The organism is Streptomyces sp. NPDC058195, from assembly GCF_042883525.1.
Taxonomy (GTDB): domain Bacteria; phylum Actinomycetota; class Actinomycetes; order Streptomycetales; family Streptomycetaceae; genus Streptomyces.
In genome coordinates this window covers 1-17,202 of record NZ_JBHVVM010000055.1, presented here as the reverse complement: position 1 = coordinate 17,202, position 17,202 = coordinate 1, and the positions used below count along the sequence as shown (strand labels likewise).

16 protein-coding genes and 4 pseudogenes are annotated in these 17,202 nt (G+C 71.8%); 14 read left to right on the top strand and 6 right to left on the bottom strand.

The window, feature by feature from the left end; translation table 11 throughout:
* From ACFVWY_RS35100 to ACFVWY_RS35085, 4 genes and pseudogenes are all read right to left on the bottom strand, one after another.
* A pseudogene (locus ACFVWY_RS35100) lies at nt 1-113 on the bottom strand (aldo/keto reductase); the annotation flags it as partial.
* A 15-nt stretch (nt 114-128) separates the two neighbouring features.
* On the bottom strand, nt 129-503 hold the full coding sequence (locus tag ACFVWY_RS35095; protein WP_389878977.1) for a nuclear transport factor 2 family protein: 375 nt from the start codon (nt 501-503) through the stop codon (nt 129-131).
* A complete protein-coding gene (locus ACFVWY_RS35090) occupies nt 503-925 on the bottom strand; it encodes a heme-binding protein (protein WP_389878976.1) in 423 nt (140 codons plus the stop codon). Before ACFVWY_RS35090 ends, ACFVWY_RS35095 begins: the two co-directional genes overlap by 1 nt.
* 79 nt (nt 926-1,004) lie before the next feature.
* Entirely contained in the window at nt 1,005-2,216 is a 1,212-nt protein-coding gene (locus ACFVWY_RS35085) for an MFS transporter (RefSeq protein WP_389878975.1), read from the bottom strand.
* A gap of 148 nt (nt 2,217-2,364) precedes the next feature.
* Between ACFVWY_RS35085 and ACFVWY_RS35080 the strand changes: the two genes are divergently transcribed.
* Both ACFVWY_RS35080 and ACFVWY_RS35075 read left to right on the top strand, forming a co-directional pair.
* Nucleotides 2,365-2,832 (top strand): MarR family winged helix-turn-helix transcriptional regulator, encoded by a 468-nt coding sequence (locus ACFVWY_RS35080; protein ID WP_389878974.1) that lies wholly within the window; start codon nt 2,365-2,367, stop codon nt 2,830-2,832.
* On the top strand, nt 2,829-3,758 hold the full coding sequence (locus ACFVWY_RS35075) for an NADP-dependent oxidoreductase (protein ID WP_389878973.1): 930 nt from the start codon (nt 2,829-2,831) through the stop codon (nt 3,756-3,758). Before ACFVWY_RS35080 ends, ACFVWY_RS35075 begins: the two co-directional genes overlap by 4 nt.
* A 435-nt stretch (nt 3,759-4,193) precedes the next feature.
* On the opposite strand, the gene ACFVWY_RS35070 is transcribed toward ACFVWY_RS35075, so the two are convergent.
* A complete protein-coding gene (locus ACFVWY_RS35070) occupies nt 4,194-4,928 on the bottom strand; it encodes a VOC family protein (RefSeq protein ID WP_389878972.1) in 735 nt (244 codons plus the stop codon).
* 136 nt (nt 4,929-5,064) lie between these two features.
* On the opposite strand from ACFVWY_RS35070, the pseudogene ACFVWY_RS35065 reads away from it, so the two are divergent.
* From ACFVWY_RS35065 to ACFVWY_RS35025, 9 genes and pseudogenes are all read left to right on the top strand, one after another.
* Nucleotides 5,065-5,643: pseudogene (locus ACFVWY_RS35065) on the top strand (IS5/IS1182 family transposase); the annotation flags it as partial.
* Between the two features lie 49 nt (nt 5,644-5,692).
* Nucleotides 5,693-6,094: a transcriptional antiterminator gene (locus ACFVWY_RS35060; protein WP_389878971.1), complete on the top strand. Its 402-nt coding sequence runs from the start codon at nt 5,693-5,695 to the stop codon at nt 6,092-6,094.
* 5 nt (nt 6,095-6,099) lie between these two features.
* Nucleotides 6,100-6,459, top strand: coding sequence for a DUF2620 family protein (locus ACFVWY_RS35055; protein ID WP_389878970.1), 360 nt, complete (start codon nt 6,100-6,102; stop codon nt 6,457-6,459).
* A 39-nt stretch (nt 6,460-6,498) separates the two neighbouring features.
* On the top strand, nt 6,499-7,848 hold the full coding sequence (locus ACFVWY_RS35050; RefSeq protein WP_389878969.1) for a YhfT family protein: 1,350 nt from the start codon (nt 6,499-6,501) through the stop codon (nt 7,846-7,848).
* A gap of 23 nt (nt 7,849-7,871) precedes the next feature.
* Nucleotides 7,872-8,819, top strand: coding sequence for a phosphotriesterase (locus tag ACFVWY_RS35045; RefSeq protein WP_389878968.1), 948 nt, complete (start codon nt 7,872-7,874; stop codon nt 8,817-8,819).
* The gene (locus tag ACFVWY_RS35040; RefSeq protein WP_389878967.1) at nt 8,812-9,936 is read left to right on the top strand and encodes an aminotransferase class V-fold PLP-dependent enzyme; all 1,125 of its coding nucleotides are present in this window, start codon (nt 8,812-8,814) and stop codon (nt 9,934-9,936) included. Before ACFVWY_RS35045 ends, ACFVWY_RS35040 begins: the two co-directional genes overlap by 8 nt.
* Before the next feature lie 2 nt (nt 9,937-9,938).
* Nucleotides 9,939-11,102 carry an alanine racemase gene (locus ACFVWY_RS35035; protein ID WP_389878966.1) on the top strand — a complete coding sequence of 388 codons (1,164 nt, stop codon included), beginning with the start codon at nt 9,939-9,941 and terminating at the stop codon, nt 11,100-11,102.
* A 12-nt stretch (nt 11,103-11,114) separates the two neighbouring features.
* Complete coding sequence (locus ACFVWY_RS35030; protein WP_389878965.1) at nt 11,115-12,344, top strand: phosphopentomutase; 1,230 nt, start codon at nt 11,115-11,117, stop codon at nt 12,342-12,344.
* A gap of 424 nt (nt 12,345-12,768) precedes the next feature.
* A complete protein-coding gene (locus tag ACFVWY_RS35025) occupies nt 12,769-13,788 on the top strand; it encodes a proline racemase family protein (protein WP_389878964.1) in 1,020 nt (339 codons plus the stop codon).
* Between the two features lie 311 nt (nt 13,789-14,099).
* On the opposite strand, the gene ACFVWY_RS35020 is transcribed toward ACFVWY_RS35025, so the two are convergent.
* The gene (locus tag ACFVWY_RS35020; RefSeq protein WP_389878963.1) at nt 14,100-15,011 is read right to left on the bottom strand and encodes an alpha/beta hydrolase family protein; all 912 of its coding nucleotides are present in this window, start codon (nt 15,009-15,011) and stop codon (nt 14,100-14,102) included.
* A gap of 102 nt (nt 15,012-15,113) precedes the next feature.
* On the opposite strand from ACFVWY_RS35020, the gene ACFVWY_RS35015 reads away from it, so the two are divergent.
* The 3 genes and pseudogenes from ACFVWY_RS35015 to istB all read left to right on the top strand — a co-directional run.
* Nucleotides 15,114-15,683, top strand: coding sequence for a TetR/AcrR family transcriptional regulator (locus tag ACFVWY_RS35015; RefSeq protein WP_389878962.1), 570 nt, complete (start codon nt 15,114-15,116; stop codon nt 15,681-15,683).
* A 250-nt stretch (nt 15,684-15,933) separates the two neighbouring features.
* Nucleotides 15,934-16,080: pseudogene (locus ACFVWY_RS35010) on the top strand (reverse transcriptase N-terminal domain-containing protein); the annotation flags it as partial.
* 103 nt (nt 16,081-16,183) lie between these two features.
* Nucleotides 16,184-16,716, top strand: a pseudogene (istB, locus tag ACFVWY_RS35005) (IS21-like element helper ATPase IstB); the annotation flags it as partial.
* Nucleotides 16,717-17,202 lie beyond the last annotated feature (486 nt).

Genomic DNA, 17,202 nt, shown 5'->3' with positions numbered 1-17,202 from the left:
GCCGAGACGGCGGTGGTGGTCTCCTCGTCGGGGACCTGGAAGACACCGAAGCCGAGCTGGGGGATCTCGACGCCGTTGTTCAGCTTCACGGTGGGGATGACGGACGGTGCCATGGTGCGTGCGGCCTTTCAGGCGGTACGGGGTGTACGGGGTGTACGGGGTGTACGGGGGGAGAGGGTGTAGCGGACGGTCTGGGCGCTGATGAGTCCGTCACGGAAGACGAAGGTGTCGACGCCGTCGGTGACCTCGTGGGCGGGGGTGGTGGCGGTCCACTGCAGAAGCAGCACGTCTCCGGCGAACCGTGGCGTCAGCTGCCAGTCGGCGTCGGGGAGGTCGGCCAGGAGACGGCCGATTCCCTCCCGTACGCCCTGGTGGCCCGTCAGGGTTCTCCCGGGGGTCACGAAGACGGCGTCCTCGGTGTAGTTCGCCGTGATCAGGCCGAGGTCCCCGGTGCCGAGCCGCTTCCCGTGGTCGGCGAAGACCTCCTGCGGGGTGCGGGACATCAGGACAGCCGCTCGACGGACGCGAGGGCGAAGCCGTGGTCCTGCTCGGGGGCGCCGCCGCCGACGCCGATGGCGCCGATGAGGCGGCCGTCGCGGTGGACGGGGAGGCCGCCGGCGATGAACAGCAGCGGCTTGTCGAGCGCGGTGGGCAGGGAGTGGAACGGACCCTCGGGCTTGACGAGGTCGACGAGGTCCGCCGTCGGCGCGTCGAGCTGCAGGGCGGTGTAGGCCTTGCGCGTGCTGGTCTCGCCGGAGATCAGCACCGCCCGGTCGTCCCGGCGGAAGGCCAGCAGGTGCCCGCCCGCGTCGAGGACGGTGACGCTCACGGTGACTCCCGCGGCATCGGCGGCGCGGCGCGCGGCGGTGACGAGGGTCTCGGCGTCCTGCGTGGTCAGCGGGGCGACGGGGATGGTGGTGCTCATGACGGATTCCTTCGCGGGTGGGGGGCGGGTGGGGACCGGGTGCGGGCGGGGAGGAGCGGGCCGCGGTGGCGCGTCCGGGTCAGCGCAGGACGGATTCCGGCACGCTTCGGCTCCCGGCGGACCCTGCGGCGACGTGTCCGGCGGCGCGGGTACGGCGGTGGAGGTGAGCGGCGAGGAGGGCGAGCAGCAGGGCTGTGCCGGAGAGGATGGCGCCGACCCAGTTGGGGGAGGTGTAGCCGAGGCCCGCGGCGATCACGACACCGCCGAGCCAGGCCGCCAGCGCGTTGCCGAGGTTGAAGGCTCCGATGTTGGCGGCGGAGGCCAGCGTCGGAGCGGCCGAGGCCTGGTCGAGCACCCACTTCTGCAGCGGCGGGACGGTCGCGAAACCGAGGGCGCCGATCAGGGAGAGGGTGATCGCGGCCAGCACCTTGTTGTGGGCGGTCGCGGTGAACAGCAGCAGTGCGGCGGTGAGGGCCGCGAGGGTCGTGAGGAGCATCGGCATGAGCCTGCGGTCGGCGAACTTGCCGCCGAGGAGGTTGCCCAGGAACATGCCGATACCGAAGAGGACGAGCAGCCAGGTCACCGCGCCCTCGGTGTAGCCGGCCACCTCGGTCATCATCGGGGTGATGTAGGTGATCGCGGCGAAGACACCGCCGTAGCCGAGGACGGTCATGGCCATGGCCAGCCACACCTGCACATTGCGGAACGCGGCGAACTCGGTGCCTACGGTCACCGAATCGGGCCGGCCCGTCTCGGGCACCAGCTTGGCGACGCCGAGGAAGCCGATGACGCCGAGTGCGGCGACGGCGACGAACGTGACGCGCCAGCCGGCGGCCTGGCCGATGTACGTACCGCCGGGGACACCGACGATGTTGGCCACGGTCAGGCCCATGAACATCAGGGAGATGGCCGAGGCCTTCTTCTCCGGAGCGACGAGGCCGGCCGCGACCACGGAACCGATGCCGAAGAACGCGCCGTGGGCCAGGGAGGCCACGATCCGGCCGATGAGCATGACGCCGAAGCTCGGTGCGAAGGCGGACAGCGCGTTGCCGATGACGAACAGCGTCATCAGGAACATCAGCATCTTCTTGCGGGACACCTTGGTGCCGAGAACGGTCAGGAGCGGCGCGCCGAACACGACGCCCAGGGCGTAGCCGGAGACCAGCCAGCCAGCGGCCGGGATGGTGACGCCGAAGTCGCCCGCGACCTGGGGCAGCACGCCCATGATCACGAATTCGGTGGTGCCGATCCCGAAGGCCCCGATGGCGAGGGCCAGGAGCGCGAGAGGCATGGGAGGTACCTTCCAGGTGCTTGTGTTGAGCGCTTACGTCACATGACAATAGTTGCACACGCGGCATAAGGCAAACGCTAACTAAGTCACTATGCATATATAAGCGTGTGCAATAATTGAGGGGACGGCCCGACGAAGGAGGCCCCCGTTGACTGCTACTGCCCCCGCACTCACCGCCCTGGCTCACGGCTGGTGCGCGCTGTCTCTGCTGCACGGAAAGATCGAGTCCCACCTCGAACGTGTCCTTCAGGCCGGTCACGGCCTGAGCGTGCGCGAGTACTCGCTCCTCGACGTCCTCGGCCGCCAGCACGACGGGGAGGGCGGACACCTGCAGATGAAGCAGGTCGCCGACTCCGTCGTGCTCAGCCAGAGCGCGACGACCCGCCTGGTCACCCGCCTTGAGGACCGCGGGCTCCTGGAGCGTTACCTGTGCCCCACCGACCGGCGGGGGATCTACACCGACGTCACCAGGGCGGGCCTCGAACTGCTCGGCCAAGCCCGCCCGACGAGCGAGGCGGCCCTGCGTACGGCACTGCGGGAAGCAGCCGAGGACCCGCGGCTGGAACCCCTGGTGCGCACCGTCGAAACCGCGCGCACACCGGTGGCCGCCGCATGAAAGCGATCACCCTCAACGGGTACGGCGGCCCCGGGGCGCTGCGGCTCACCGACCTCCCGGACCCGAAGGTGGCCCCCGGCGAGGTGCTGATCCGGGTGAGGGCCGCAGGGGTCAACCCTGTCGACTGGAAGCTCGCCGAAGGCCGCCTGGACGCGGTCATGGAGACACGCTTCCCCCTGGTGCCCGGCTGGGACGTGGCCGGTGTGGTCGAACGCGTCGGCTTCGACGTCGAGGAGTTCGCGCCCGGCGACGAGGTCTTCGGCTACATCCGCAAGGACACCGTCCAGCTCGGCGCGTACGCCGAACTCGTCTCCGCGCACGTCCGCATGGTGGCCCGCAAACCCGCCGCGCTCTCCTGGGAGCAGGCCGCAGGTGTACCGCTCGCCGGTCTCACGGCCTACCAGGCCATCAAACGCGTGGGCGTCCGCGCCGGGGAGACCGTCCTGGTGCACGCGGCCGCGGGCGGGGTCGGCTCGCTCGGTGTCCAGATCGCTGTGGCACTCGGAGCGCGCGTGATCGGCACGGCGTCCGCCCGCAACCACGACTTCGTACGGAAGCTGGGCGCGGAACCCGTGGCCTACGGCCCCGGACTCGACGGCCGAGTCGCCCGGCTGGCACCCGAAGGCATCGACGCAGCCCTCGACTTCGTCGGCGCGGACGCCGTGGATACGTCACTGCGCCTGCTCGGGCGACCGGACCGGCTTGCGTCCATCGCCGACCCCGAGGCCGCCGAACGGGGCGGCCACTACGTATGGGTCCGCCCGGACTCGGCAGACCTCGCGGCGCTCGCCGAACTCGCCGGGGCGGGAAAGCTGGCCGTACACGTCGAGCAGGTGCTCCCGCTCGCCGAAGCGGCACAGGCCTGGCGCTCGAACGCCCAGGGACACACGCGCGGCAAGATCGTGCTGTCCGTGGCGAACGGCTGAGGTATCCCGGCCGCCGGGTGTGTCCGCCCCGCCACCGGGGCGGACACACCCGGCAGACTCACCGCCCGCACGGGCCGCCCGTCGCGACGTCCGGCCCCCGGCCGAAGGCGGCCCGCCCGGCTGGAGCGCCGAGATCTCCACGCCGTAGAGGCCGGGGATCAAGCCCGGCCTCACAGACAAACGGTCAGCCGCCCCAAGAGCACCACCGGTTTCATCTCCCTGTCCCGCCGCCGGGCCGTCGGACGGCGCCCGCCCGGAGGACGCGGCGCGCCGCCGCGCGAGGGACCGCGAACGCCTCACGCGGCACCCCGGGACCTCGGTCACCCGGGCGGCCGCCACCCGCATGCCCCGCCGGATCACCCGCTGGCAGAACACGCTCCGTCACCACGCCGGTCGTCCAAAAGCGCGGCGGAACAGCGGTTCAGGGACGACTCCTCACGGCGTACCGCGGATGTCGAGGCCGAGGACCCGGCCGGAGGCGTGTTCCTGCGGCCCGGTCACCGTGATGGCGGTGATGCCCTCCCGCCCGCCCTGCTCGAACTCGACCGCGCATCCTGGGAGCGGTACCCGGTGACCGGTGGCTTCGAGCCCCAGCAGCGCCCCCAGCTCGCTGGCCGCCCGGTGGGGCGCGGGGGCGGTGACGACCATGCCCGCCAGGTCGTACGGTCCACGCTCGAACGCGGCGTCGGGCACGTTGGCCAGCGAGCGTTCACGAGGAGGTGTGTAGGTGATGAAGAACGGCCACCATGCCGGTCCGTCCACGATGAACACCTCGACGAACGACATTCCATGCTCGGCGAGTTCCACTTCGAGCACTTCGGTCTGGTGCCCCCTCGCGCGGAGCGCACGGGCAACGGCATGGGCGTCGGTCACGTTGACCGCGAAGGTGATCGCGCCCGCGGGCCCCTCCAGCGCGTCGATCGACGGTGCCAGGAGGTCCAGGCCGCGGGCATAGCGCGATGCGCGGACTGCCACGGGATCCGTCACGGACAGGATCTCCACGTACCGCTCGTCCAGGCGCCAGCCACCGTTGCGGAATCCGTCGGCCACGTCATTGGCATGGGCGGGAAGACCTGCCTCGGAGTACGCGCGGACCGCCTCGGGCACGTCAGGCACGTAGTGCAGTAAATGATCGAACGCGACGTCCTCGACTTCAGTTCCCATCGGCATAAGGCAAGCCTAACTTGAGGGCCTGCGAGATCCCGGACCGGCCGCCCCCGAGGGGGAGTTGGGCGAAGGAACCCCCCTCGCGCGGCCCGTTGCCCTGAGACGGTGTCCTGCGTGGTGAACGCTCGTTGGGCTGTTCATGGGGCGGGATACGCGGAGTCAGATCGTTCCGGACGGACCGGGGGAGACCGCGAAGCCGTTGATCCCGCCGCCGAAGGCGCCTCCGCGGGGCGGCGGGACGCAGGACATACCTGAAGGGCGAGCCCACCGCCCGAGCCCCGTGGACCGGGGCAGACAGAGTTCCAGGACCCGCGTCCCGCCCGACGCGAGCGGACTGCCCCTGGCCGCCGGGCCTTTTGCCGCCCACACCCACGACAGCCAAGGCCGGAAACCCAGGAAGCCGGTTCCAGCTCCAGCCCAGACGCGGCCCCGTCACGGCGGGAACCCCGGGCCCGCAGACTCCACGCCGACACGGCATACGGCATCCCTGACCCGCGGACGGCTCCGTGGGCGACGCACCGGCCTCCGCACCGCCCGCGGAAGAACCGAATCCAGCGAACACCTCGGACGCCGGAGGCGGTTCATCGGACGGACCACGCCGTGGCTGACCGGCTACCGCGGACTCAGCCATCACCACGAACGCCCCCGCAGCTGTCTGGCCTTCCCCGGCCTCGCCGCCACACTCTGTTGCTACGGACGACTGGTCCGCATCACCACGGAGGACGCGGTCCACCCACGCAGTGGTCACGAAAGGACCAGGAGCGCAGATGGAAGAACGGCTAGCACTGCGGCTGCAGTTGTTCCGTGACGGCGGCCACGCCGAGTCGCGGGTCATCGACTTCGTCGTCAGCGAACTCGACATCCTGGCGGCCGGCGGACAGACGGTCACCGAGGACACGGCAGGCATGCTGACCAGCCATCTCGTGACGGCGCTCACCCGCCTGCTGAACGGCGAGGCCATCGAGCAGTTCCTCACCGACGAGCAGGTGGCCGCCGAGCTGGCCGGACACCCCGAGGCCGTGGCCGGGGCACGCGCCATGGCCGAGCGGGCCCGCGCGCTGCTGGGCGCGGGCCTGCCCGAGTCCGAGGTCAACTTCCTCGGCCTGCACCTCGCCGCTCTGGCGCAGCGCTCACACGCCTGTCCCACCCCGAGCACGGAAGGCAGCTGAAGACCATGAAGAAGATCCTCACCGGCGGTGTCGGCAAGACCGAGGTCGCCCGGACCATCACCGCGATGGCCGTCGACGGCCTCGAAGTCGCCGTCTCCAACGACATGGACGCCGTGATGAAACTGCGCGCGGGCGAGGCCGACTACTTCCTGGGCACCTGCTACACCGGTGCCGGCGCATCGCTCGGCGTGCTGGTCGGCCTGATGGGCAAGAAGGCCTGTCACACCTTCGGGCGTTCCGTTCCCGGCGAGGAAGAGGTCGCCGCGCTCCTGGCGGGCGGCACCAGGATCTTCGGCTTCAGCATGGACCAGATCGACACCGCCGCCCCGGTGATCGCCCGTGCCATCGCCACGCACTCCGGCTGACCGGTCCCGCTTCGGAGCGATAAGGCAAGGGAGTCCCCGTTGAGTCCGTATCTCGCCGCGGGCAGCACCAGCCTCAGCTTCCCGCTGCCGCAGGAGCTCGCCGTCATCGTCCTGTGCGCGCTGACAGCCCTCATCTCCCACCAGGCACTGGCCGTCTTCAACGACGGAGTCCGGCCCTTCCTCCTCGACTTCATCCGCGGCGACAGTACGCGCGGCGCCACGACCGCGGTCTCGTTCGGGCTCTCCGCGGGGTTCATCTTCGGCCTTGGCGCGCCGATGGCGCTGTCCACCGGCGTACTCAACCCGTGGCTGCTCTTCCTGCCCACCGACATCCTCGGCATCCTCGCGCCGAGGAAATGGCTGGCGCCGCTCCTCGGCGCGGCCTGGGGCGCCGTCGTGGTCTTCGGGCTCGGCGGGGCCAACACTCTCGCGCACCGTCTGCCGGTCGACTTCCTGACCGCCCTGCAGCAGATGTCGACGCCGATCCTGTTCCTGTTCGCACTGTTTCCCGTGCTCGCCATCACCAAGCAGTTCGGCAGACTGCGCGGCGGCATAGCGGGCGTGGCCGAACTGGTCCTGGTCGTCGCCACCATGAAGCTGTGGCCGAAGGTGTTCGCGGGCTCGATCGCGATGGCGGTCGGCGTGCTGATGCTGATCGGTTTCGCCGCCCTCCGCGACATCCGGCAGCGCCGGGCCGAGAAGGCTCACCGTACCGCCGCCACCGCGGCCGGTCCGGCCGGCGACGACGATCCGGTGGCGTCGCTGTTCGGTGCGAGCGCGGCCCGGCTGCGCAGGCACCTGCCGCTGTTCATGGTGCTCGGCGCGGGCGTGTGCCTGCTGGCCCAGATGCACATCTTCGGCGGGGGCGAGGCCACCAGCTTCCTGATCGCCAAGCACGAATACGGCGCCGCGGCCCAGGTCGACTTCTATCGCGTCTTCGGCTTCATCCCGCTGATCGCGACGACCGCCCTGGCCTCCGGCGCATACGGCATCGCGGGCTTCACCCTGGTCTACCCGATCGGCTACCTGATGCCGAATCCGTGGCTGGCCCTGGTCTGCGGTGCGCTCGTCTTCGCCGCCGAGGTGCTGCTGCTCTCACGGCTGGGCCGGCTCCTGGGCGCGTTCCCGTCGGTCCGGGACAGCTCGGAGCACCTGCGCGGCGCGATCAGCGACACCCTCGGCCTGGCGATCCTCTTCGGCTCCCTCATGGCCGCCAGCACCATGGGCGGCGGGCTCGGCATCCTCGTCGTCGGCGGGCTGTACCTGCTGAACGAGGCCATGGGCCGCCCGGTGGTCCGCATGGCCGCCGCACCGGCCGCGGTGGTCGTCGGCGGCACCGTCCTCAACGTCCTTTACTGGCTGCACCTGTTCACCCCGGTCAAGGGGTGAGCAGGCCTCTGGAAGGCACCCGCATGCACACCTTGGGGACCGTCACCGGCCCACTCGACCCTTCCCTCGTCACCGGCCCCGTCCTCGCTCACGAGCACATCGCCCTCGACCTGCGCCGCGACAGCGACCGCGAGGCCGTGCTCGACGCCCGGCACACCGGCCAGATCACTGACGAACTCTCCGCTCTGCGCGAGGAGTTCGGACTGTCGTTGGTCATCGAGCAGACCTGCCGGGGCATGGGCCGCGACATGGCCGCGCTGGCCCGCGTCTCCGCGGCGTCCCGGGTCGCGGTGGTCGCGGCCACGGGCTGGTACTACGAGCCGTTTCACCCGGATGAGGTGGGCAGGACCAGTGCCGAGCAGCTCACCGACTCACTCGTACGGGACATCGAGCAGGGCGTCGCCGCCACCGGGATCCGCCCCGGCGTGATCGGCGAGGCCGGCAGCCACGGCGAGCACCCGAGCGAACCGGAACGGCGAACCCTCACCGCCGCCGCCCGCGCCGCCGTCCGCACCGGGCTGTCCGTGGCCACCCACACCCACCTCGGCGTGGGCGGCCCAGCCCAGCTCGGCCTGCTCACCGCCGCGGGGCTGGCACCGCACCGTGTGGCCGTCGGCCATCAGGACCTGCTCGACGACCCGGCCGTGCACCGCCGCCTCGCGGCCGAAGGCGCGTACGTCTGCCTCGACACTGTCGGCAAGAACCACTACCAGAGCGACGCGACCCGGCTCCGGCTGCTGCTCGCACTGATCGAGTCCGGCCACGCCGACCGGGTACTGCTCTCCTGCGACGTCTCCCGCCACGGCTACCTCACCGGCGAGGGCGGCACCGGCTACGGCCACCTGTTCCGCTCCTTCCTGCCCCGGCTGCGCGCGGCAGGCGCAGACGCAGACCTGATCGACCTGATCACCCGCCGCAACCCGCTGCGCTTTCTGACCGGCGCCGACACCCAGGAGAAGCCCGATGCCTAGCCCCGGGGCCCGGCTGCCGCGGACCTTCCCGCTGCCGACCGTGCCGCTTGCCGACGCCGTCGCCAAGCAGTTCCGCCTGCTGGAGTGCACCGCCCGCCACTTCGAGGGCGAGCAGCTGTTCGCGGCCGACGCGGGCATCGTTCCCGGGCTGGACCGCCCGCGCACGACTGCGCGGGTGGAAGCCGTCCTCGCCGACTTCCTCGGCGCCCAGGCCGCTGCCCTCGTCCAGGGCGCGGGCACCGGCGCGATCCGGGCCGGGCTGACCGCCGCGCTCGACGCCGGCACCGAGCTGCTGATCCACAGCGCTCCGGTCTACCGCACGACCCGGACGACATTACGCGGTCTCGGCGTGCGCACCGTCACCGCCGACTTCAACGACCCGTGCGCGCTGGAAGAGGCGCTCGCGTCCGGACGGTTCGCCTGGGCCTACGTCCAGCACACCCGGCAGCGGCTGGCCGACCGCTACGACCCGGGCGACGTCCTGGCCGCCTGCCGGGCGCACGGGGCGCGGACCGTCGTCGACGACAACTACGCGGTGATGCGCGTCCCGGCGTGCGGAGCCGAGCTGGGCGCGGACGCCTCCTGCTTCTCGCTCTTCAAGCTGCACGGACCCGAAGGCGTCGGTGTGGTGGCCGGATCCCGGGACCTGGTGGACCGGGTCCACGCCGACAACTACTCGGGCGGTGGCCAGGTCCAGGGCCACCAGGCCCTGGACGCGCTGCGCGCGCTCACCCACGTGCCCGTGCTGTGGGCCGTCCAGTCCCAGGTGAGCACGGAGGCCGCCGAGCGGCTGGCCGACGGCGAGGTGGACGGCGTTGCCGAGGTCCGGATCGCCAACGCGCAGGACCGCTGCCTGCTGGTCCGTCTGGCCCGGCCCGTGGCCCGGGAACTGCCCGCCGTCGCGGCCCGGTACGGCGCCGCGCCCTACCCCGTGGGCTCCAACTCCCGCTACGAGATCGCCCCGCTCTTCTACCGGATGTCCCGTTCGAGCCTCGACGACGCCCCCGAGCTCGCCGACTGGACGATCCGCATCAACCCCATGCGCGCCGGCGCGGACCTGGTGCTGGACATCCTGCGCCGCTCGCTCGCTGACCTGCACCAGCCCACGGACGGCTGACCGTGTTCCTCGACACCGTGCTGACCCGTAACCCGGAACTGGTCGAAACGGCCACCGCGCTGCACCGGAGCGGCGCGATCCCGCCCGACACCTACGTCATGGACCTCGACACCATCGAGGACAACGCGCGCATGCTCGCCGCCGAAGCCGGACGGCTGGGCCTGGCACTGTGGTTCGTGGCCAAGCAGTTCGGCCGCAACCCCGAGCTGATCCGGGCGATCGCGCGGCACATCCCGAAGTTCGCGGCCATCGACGCGCCGGAGGCACGGATCCTGCACGCGGCCGGAGCGCGGGCCGGAAACCTGGGACACCTGGCCCAGATCCCCACCCGGTCGCTGGAGGAGATGCTCGCCTGGCGTCCGGAGGCCGTGACCGTCTACGACGTGGCCAACGCGGAGGCGGTGAGCCGTGCGGCACGGCGGCTCGGATCCGTCCAGCACCTGCTGGTCCGGCTCCAGGGCGCACCGGGCACGGTCCACCCGGGACAGGAGGGCGGCGTTTCGCCGGAGAGGCTGGACGACTTCGCGGAGCGGGTGGAGCGGCTGCCAGGCGTACGGATCGCGGGTGTCACCGCCTTCCCCTGCCTGCGATGCGACCCGGACACCGGCGAACCGGAGCCCACCGCCAACCTGCCGCTGGCGCTGGCCGCGCGAGACCGGCTCGCCGCGCGCGGACACCACGGCCTGAAGCTGAGCGCGCCGGGCGCCAGTTCGGTGGCCACCCTGCCGCTGCTGGCGCGGCACGGCGCCACCCACGCCGAGCCCGGCCACGCGCTGACCGGTACCACTCCGCTGCACGCGTCCGGGCACCGGAGCGAGCGTCCGGGCTACGTCTACGTCAGCGAGGTGGCGCACACCCTCGCCGACGGCCGCCCGGCCGTCTACGGCGGCGGCTTCTACCCCCGTGCCAGGATCAACGACGCGCTCCTGCCGCGCTCCGGGGTGCGGCTGGCCGTGCACGACGCACCCGCCGAGAACATCGACTACTACCGGCTGCTGGAAGCGCCCGCGACACCGGGCGACGCCGGACTCGGCGACACGGCCGTCCTCGCCTTCCGCACCCAGGTCTTCGTCACCCGCAGCAATGTCGCCGTCGTCGCCGGACTGCTGTCCGGCACACCCCGGCTGCGCGGCCTGTACAACGCCCTGGGCCAGACCCTTGACTGAGGAACAGCGCCCATGAGCAGAACCGTCATCGTCGTCCTCGACGGCTTCGGCGTCGGCGCCATGCCCGACGCCGGAGCCCTGCGGCCCGGCGACACCGCCGCCGACACCTGCGGCCACCTCCTCGACCACTGCCGCCGCGCCCGGGGCCGGGCACTGCACCTGCCCGCGCTGTCGGCACTCGGCCTGGGCCTGGTCCACCCGCACCCGGACCTGGCCGCGCGCACCACGCTGCCGGTGGCGGCGGGCCGGGCCGCCCTCGGCTACCCGGGAGCGGACACCTACGCGGGCCACCAGACCATGATGGGAGCCGACTTCCGCACGGTGGCCGTGGCCCGGCTCGCCGGCCACCTCGACGCCGCGGCCGCCGCGCTGCGCGCCGCCGGGCACGAGGCGGAGCCGCTGGACCACCTGCCGGTGCTGCTCGTGGACGGTGTGGTCCTGGTGCACGACAACCTGGAAGCCGACCCGGGCATCAACTGGAACGTCTCCGGCCGGCTCGACGATCTGCCGTTCAGGCAGATCCTCTCCATCGCCGAGACCGTCCGCCCGGTCGCACCAGTCGCCCGCGTCATCGCGGTCGGCGGCCACGCGGACGCGCCACTGGCCGAGTTCGTCCGGACCGGCGACGGCGGCGCCGTCGGCCTCGACACACCCGCCAGCGGCTTCTACCGCAACGGCGGCCTTCAGGTAAAGCACCTGGGCGGGCCCCTGGACCACACCCGGCAGCTACCGGACCTCGCGGCCCGCGCGGGCATCCCGGTCACGCTCGTCGGCAAGGCTGCCGACATTCTCGCCTGCGACGCCGCGGTGCGCCGTCCGGCGGTGGCGACCGCGGACGCTCTCGCGCATGCCCTGGACGCCGTCCGCGCCGACGGGGACGCCCTGGTCGTCGCCAACATCCAGGAGACCGACCTGGCCGGGCACCAGCAGGACGCCGACCGCTACGGCTCCGTGCTGGAACGCACCGACCAGGGGCTGGGCGAACTGCTCGCGCTGCTCGGCACCCCCGGCGACTGCCTGATCGTCACCGGCGACCACGGTAACGACCCCACCATCGGCCACGCGTTCCACACCCGCGAGTTCGTACCGGTTCTCATGTACCGGCCGGGCTCGGCCCCGGGGCGCCTGCCCGATGCCGGCAGCCTGGCGGACCTCGGCGCGACCGCGGCCGTATGCCTCGGCATAGCCCCCGACGGGCTGGCCCATGGGACCGTCCTGCGCCCTCTGCGGCAGGCTGGCTGACGCCGCGCCGCCGGCTCACCGGGCACGGGAGGGGCCTCATCCGCACCGGCCGCCCTGGGCCGTTCTGCCACGGCTTCGCAGCCTGCGGGAACCGCGCGGTCCCGCCGTGCCGGGGCGGCGGCGCGGCACGAAGGCCCGGCACACCCCTTGGCCGGTCACGGACCGGGACGCAGCACGCCCGCGACGAGCCGTTCCAGACACTCACGGTGCTGAGGTGAGGCGCGGCACTCAAGCACCGTTCCGCCGCCGGAGGGCTCCGGCCGATCCGTGCCAGTGGCACTTTCGGGCACCGGGCGCACGCGGTACGGGATACCGTCCGGGAGCCGCCGCCGAACGGCGGCGAGGGAGCGGCGCGGCCCGCCCGGACCACCTCACCGTGCCCGAGGGCCGACGCGGCATCGGCGTCCGGATCGAGGAGGACCTCATGACTATCCGTCAGGTACGCACCGTCGACTACCACACCGGTGGCGAACCGTTCCGTATCGTCCCCGAGCCGTCAGCCGCCATCGAGGGGACAACGGTCGCCGAGCGCCGGATGTTCGCCATCGGCGATCCCGGTGTGGACGCCCTGCGCAAGCTGCTGTGCTTCGAACCCCGCGGGCACGCCGACATGTACGGCGGGTTCATCACCCCGCCCGACGACGAGGGCGCTCACTTCGGCGTGCTGTTCTGGCACAAGGACGGCTTCTCGACGGCCTGCGGCCACGGCTCCATCGCGCTCGCCGTCTGGGCCGTGCAGACCGGCCGCGTCGCCCGTGACCCCTCCGGCGTCACGACGGTCGTCATCGACGTGCCCTCGGGCCGGGTCACCCTGCGCGTGCGCACCGCGGGCGACCGCATCACCGGTGTCGACTTCGTCAACGTCCCCGGCTACCGGCTTGCCGAGCGCGTCACCGTCGCCACGTCCCGCGGGGACGTCGTCGTCGACGTCGCCTACGGCGGTGCCATCTACGCGCACCTGGACGCGGCCGGTGTAGGACTGGCCGTCACCCCCGAGCACTACTCCGACCTCATCGCGATCGGGCGCGAGGTCAAATGGGCGCTGAACGACACCGAGTACGCCCGGCACCCCGTCGACGACCGTCTCAGCGGCATCTACGGCACCATCCTGTACGACGACCTCGGCGACGACGAGGACGGCAACCCGCACCAGCGCAACGTCACCGTCTTCGCCGACGGCCAGGTCGACCGTTCCCCGTGCGGCTCCGGCACCTGTTCCCGCGTCGCCGTGCTCGCGGCGACCGGTCGCCTCGAACCGGGCCGGACCCTCGTCCACGACTCGATCGTCGGCACCCGCTTCCACGCACGGATCGCCGAGGAGCTGACTGCCCACGGCCGTCCCGCCGTCGTCGTGGAGGTCGCGGGGACGGCGTACCGGACCGGCGAGCACTGCTTCGAGCTCGATCCCGCGGACGGCCTCGGCACCGGTTTCGTCCTGCGGTAGCCGACCGGGCAGGTGCGTAGGGGCGGCGGCGCGAAGGGACCGGCGCCGGGCGGGAGTACGAGCAGCACCAGCAGCCCGGCGCCGGGCGGGGCGGGGCGGCCGCTGGCCGGTACGCCCGTTGCCGGACCGTGCCGTGAGGGCCGCTGGCGGGGAGAGGACCGGCGAGAGCCGCGGGCTCGCGCCCCCCGTGCCCGCCGCCGGAGCGGCGGGCACGGGAACCGAGGAGCCCGGAGACGGCAGTGCCGCCCGGGAGTGACTGCTCCAGTTGCTCGGCCCGTTCGGTGCCGGGCGTCCCCGGCTGCCGGATGGGCTCACTTGCTGGCGATGCTCCACGCACCGTCGCCGCCCACGGCGGTGCTGCCGGACGCGGTCCACTCGGCGTCGTCGAGGCCGAGGGCCGTGCGGAGGTAGGCGGAGACCGTGCCGGCGAGGAGGGCGACGCGGGCGGGGTCCTCGTCGGTGGTCTCGGCGACCCGCTCGCCGGCGATGCCGCCCATGGTGTGCTCGGCCTCGGCGATGGTGAGCAGGCTCTTGGGGGCCGGGCTGAGGCGGTAGGCGTCGGTGAACCACTCCGGCCCCCGGGTGGAGAGCTGCGACTGGTCCTTGCCGCCCGCGACGATCAGGGCCGGGGCGGCCATGGTGGAGAAGTCCGGCTTCATGAACGGAAGGTTCTCGGCGGCGAACGGAGTGAGGGTGTCGCCGGTCCCGGTCGCCGCGATCAGCACGCCGGCCGACACCGCGGAGTGGGAGAAGTCCTCTCCCGCAACGCCGTCGGCGTCCAGTACGCGTGCGCCGAGGACGGCGCCCGCGGTCTGGGCGCCCCAGGAGTGGCCGACCACGGCGATGCGCTTGGGGTCGGCGCGGGCCTCCAGGCCGGCCTGGGCCAGGATGTCGCCGAGGTTGTCCAGGACCGCGTGGAGGTCGGCTATCCGGACACGCCAGATGGTGGCGAAGCGCGGGTCGTCCCAGCCGATGGCGTTGCGGCGGGAGTCCAGGTGGGTGGGCTGCACCACGATGAATCCGGCGGCGGCCCACCGGTCGACGAGAGGCCCGTACCCGTCCAGGGACCACGCGTTGCCGTGGGAGAAGACGATCACGGGCAGACTCCGGCCCGGCTGCGGGGCGGTGACCTTCACCTGCAGGCCGATGCCACGGCCGGGCGCGGGAACGGTGAGGGGCTTGACCGAGACGATCTGCTGGCCGGGGGCAGGGCAAGAGGGCATGGCGGCCTGTGCTTTCTGCGGGGGAGTGCTCTGCCATAATTTGGCGGAGCGATGTTCCGCCAAATTAGCGGAACAATGTTCCGCGAACAAGGGGAGGTATCCGTGCCGGAGTCGGTCGGGGTACGCCAAGCACAGGCGCAGCGCACCCGCGGCGCCGTAATGGAGGCCGCTGCGGCGGTCTTCGTGGACCAGGGCGTCCAGGCGCCCGTGCGCGACATCGCCGAACGCGCTGGCGTCGGCGTCGGCACGGTCTACCGGAACTTCCCCACCCGCGCGGACCTCGTCACCGCCGTCTACCGGCACCAGATCGACGCCTGCGCCGCTCTCGCGCCCCGGCTCCTGGAGGAATCCGCCTCACCGTTCACCGCCCTGACCCGCTGGGCGGACGCGTTCGTGGACTTCCTCGTGACCAAGCACGGCCTCGGCGCGGCCCTGGGGTCCGGCGATCCGGGGCTGGAGAACCTCCACACCCTCATGCTCGACACCCTGGTCCCGGCCTGCGCCACGCTGCTGGACGCCTGCGCCGCCACCGGCGAACTCCGCCCCGGTGCCACCGCCTACACGCTCATGCGCGCCATCGGAAACCTCTGCATCACCGGCCCCGACTACGACCGGGCCGACGCCCGGCGCATGGTCGCCCTCCTTCTCACCGGATGCCGCGGCACGGCATGACGGCGGGCCCGGCGCACCTCGCACACCCCGGGCGTGCTGCCAAGGCCGGAGAACACTGCGCACGTCGTCTCATCGGTCCCGTCGTCCTCAGAGGCGACGGGCCCGATCGGTCATCGAGGGCTCACACCCTGGGACCAGACTCGCTGGATCATTCGATAGTCGATCACGGCTGGGTTCTCCTGCTGGAGAACCTCATGGGCCTGCGGCGATGTCAGGAACTCGCAGTCCGTCCGCCGCACGGCCCACCTGTGAGGAAAACGTACGGCGGTTGAGGCAGCGGACCTTCAAGGCGACGCGGGATGGGGACCTGAAGAAGGTCCGCAACGTGCAGAAGCTCATGCCGCGGAGCCGAAGCAACACGCTGGTCAGCGTGAAGCGGGTGACGCAGCAGAGCAGTCTGGCCTGCGAAGCCCTCGTGGCTTGGTTGAGCCGGATGCGCTGAAAGGCGCACGTCCGGTTCTGAGGGGGGATCACGGCAACGTGATCCGGCCCCCCGACTCCAGTCCGAGCTCGACCCCCGCAAGGCCAAAGACCTCGCCACCCTCTCGTTCATCGAGGCCAAGGCCAACGCTGCCCTGCTCGGTCCGCCGGGGGCGGGCAAGACACACATCGCCGTCGCTCTCGCGGTCGCGGCCTGCCGGGCCGGCTACTCGATCTACTTCACCAGCCTCGACGACATGGTCCGCGACCTCACCGCCGCCGAATCCGCAGGGCGCCTGACCAGCAGGCTCGGCAGCTGCCTGCGACCTGCTGTCCTCGCCCTGGACGAAGCCGGCTACCAGCCCCTGGCTCGCGCCGGGGCGAACCTGGTCTTTCAGGTCATCTCAAAGCGCGATACGAAAAGGGCTCGATCATCCTGACCTCGAACACGACCTTCAGCGAATGGGGACAGGTGTTCGGCGACGAAGTCCTCGCCACCGCCGTCCTCGACCGCCTCCTCCACCACTGCGGAGTCATCTCCGTCAACGGCCCGAGTTACCGCCTCAAGAACCGGCTCTCCGCGATCGAGCGAGAGCGAGACGACGCAGCCTGAGCTTGGTTCGCACGGCCCTTGTCAGACCCTGCGTTTAGAGTTCGGCGAGATGGGGCCGGTTCCGAGGCCGCCAGCACTGGAGAACGGCAGCCTCCCTGGTCTGCGCGGGGGTGGTTTCGGCCCAACCGGCGTCCAGGCATGTTGAGGGCCACAAGCGCAGCCTGCCAGCCCGGCCCCATCTCAACCGATCGCCTGCACTGTCCTTCGCACCAAGCGTTTACCCGCGAGGAAGTAATGATTGCTTTGGCGGAGCCTGACATCGAGGCGTGCCAGATCTGCAAACCTGAGCGGGGCTGGTCGATGGGCAGGGCCGTACGGACCGCCTGACGCGCCTCGGTGGCGCCGGGCTCGCAGGATCGACCTGTGGAGTTCCCGGCCAGGGTGGCACTGGCCTAGGAGTTGTCGTCAAAGTGTCAGGCCCACATCAGGATTGATGCGAGGGTGACGGCCGCTTTGTAGGACTGGGCGGTCTTGTCGTAGCGGGTG

Coding starts and splice junctions, on each gene's coding strand:
- ACFVWY_RS35025 (WP_389878964.1), top strand. CDS start 12,769: ATGACTATCCGTCAGGTACGCACCGTCGACTACCACACCGGTGGCGAA.
- ACFVWY_RS35030 (WP_389878965.1), top strand. CDS start 11,115: ATGAGCAGAACCGTCATCGTCGTCCTCGACGGCTTCGGCGTCGGCGCC.
- ACFVWY_RS35075 (WP_389878973.1), top strand. CDS start 2,829: ATGAAAGCGATCACCCTCAACGGGTACGGCGGCCCCGGGGCGCTGCGG.
- ACFVWY_RS35070 (WP_389878972.1), bottom strand. CDS start 4,928: ATGCCGATGGGAACTGAAGTCGAGGACGTCGCGTTCGATCATTTACTG.
- ACFVWY_RS35060 (WP_389878971.1), top strand. CDS start 5,693: ATGGAAGAACGGCTAGCACTGCGGCTGCAGTTGTTCCGTGACGGCGGC.
- ACFVWY_RS35095 (WP_389878977.1), bottom strand. CDS start 503: ATGTCCCGCACCCCGCAGGAGGTCTTCGCCGACCACGGGAAGCGGCTC.
- ACFVWY_RS35040 (WP_389878967.1), top strand. CDS start 8,812: ATGCCTAGCCCCGGGGCCCGGCTGCCGCGGACCTTCCCGCTGCCGACC.
- ACFVWY_RS35055 (WP_389878970.1), top strand. CDS start 6,100: ATGAAGAAGATCCTCACCGGCGGTGTCGGCAAGACCGAGGTCGCCCGG.
- ACFVWY_RS35085 (WP_389878975.1), bottom strand. CDS start 2,216: ATGCCTCTCGCGCTCCTGGCCCTCGCCATCGGGGCCTTCGGGATCGGC.
- ACFVWY_RS35045 (WP_389878968.1), top strand. CDS start 7,872: ATGCACACCTTGGGGACCGTCACCGGCCCACTCGACCCTTCCCTCGTC.
- ACFVWY_RS35020 (WP_389878963.1), bottom strand. CDS start 15,011: ATGCCCTCTTGCCCTGCCCCCGGCCAGCAGATCGTCTCGGTCAAGCCC.
- ACFVWY_RS35090 (WP_389878976.1), bottom strand. CDS start 925: ATGAGCACCACCATCCCCGTCGCCCCGCTGACCACGCAGGACGCCGAG.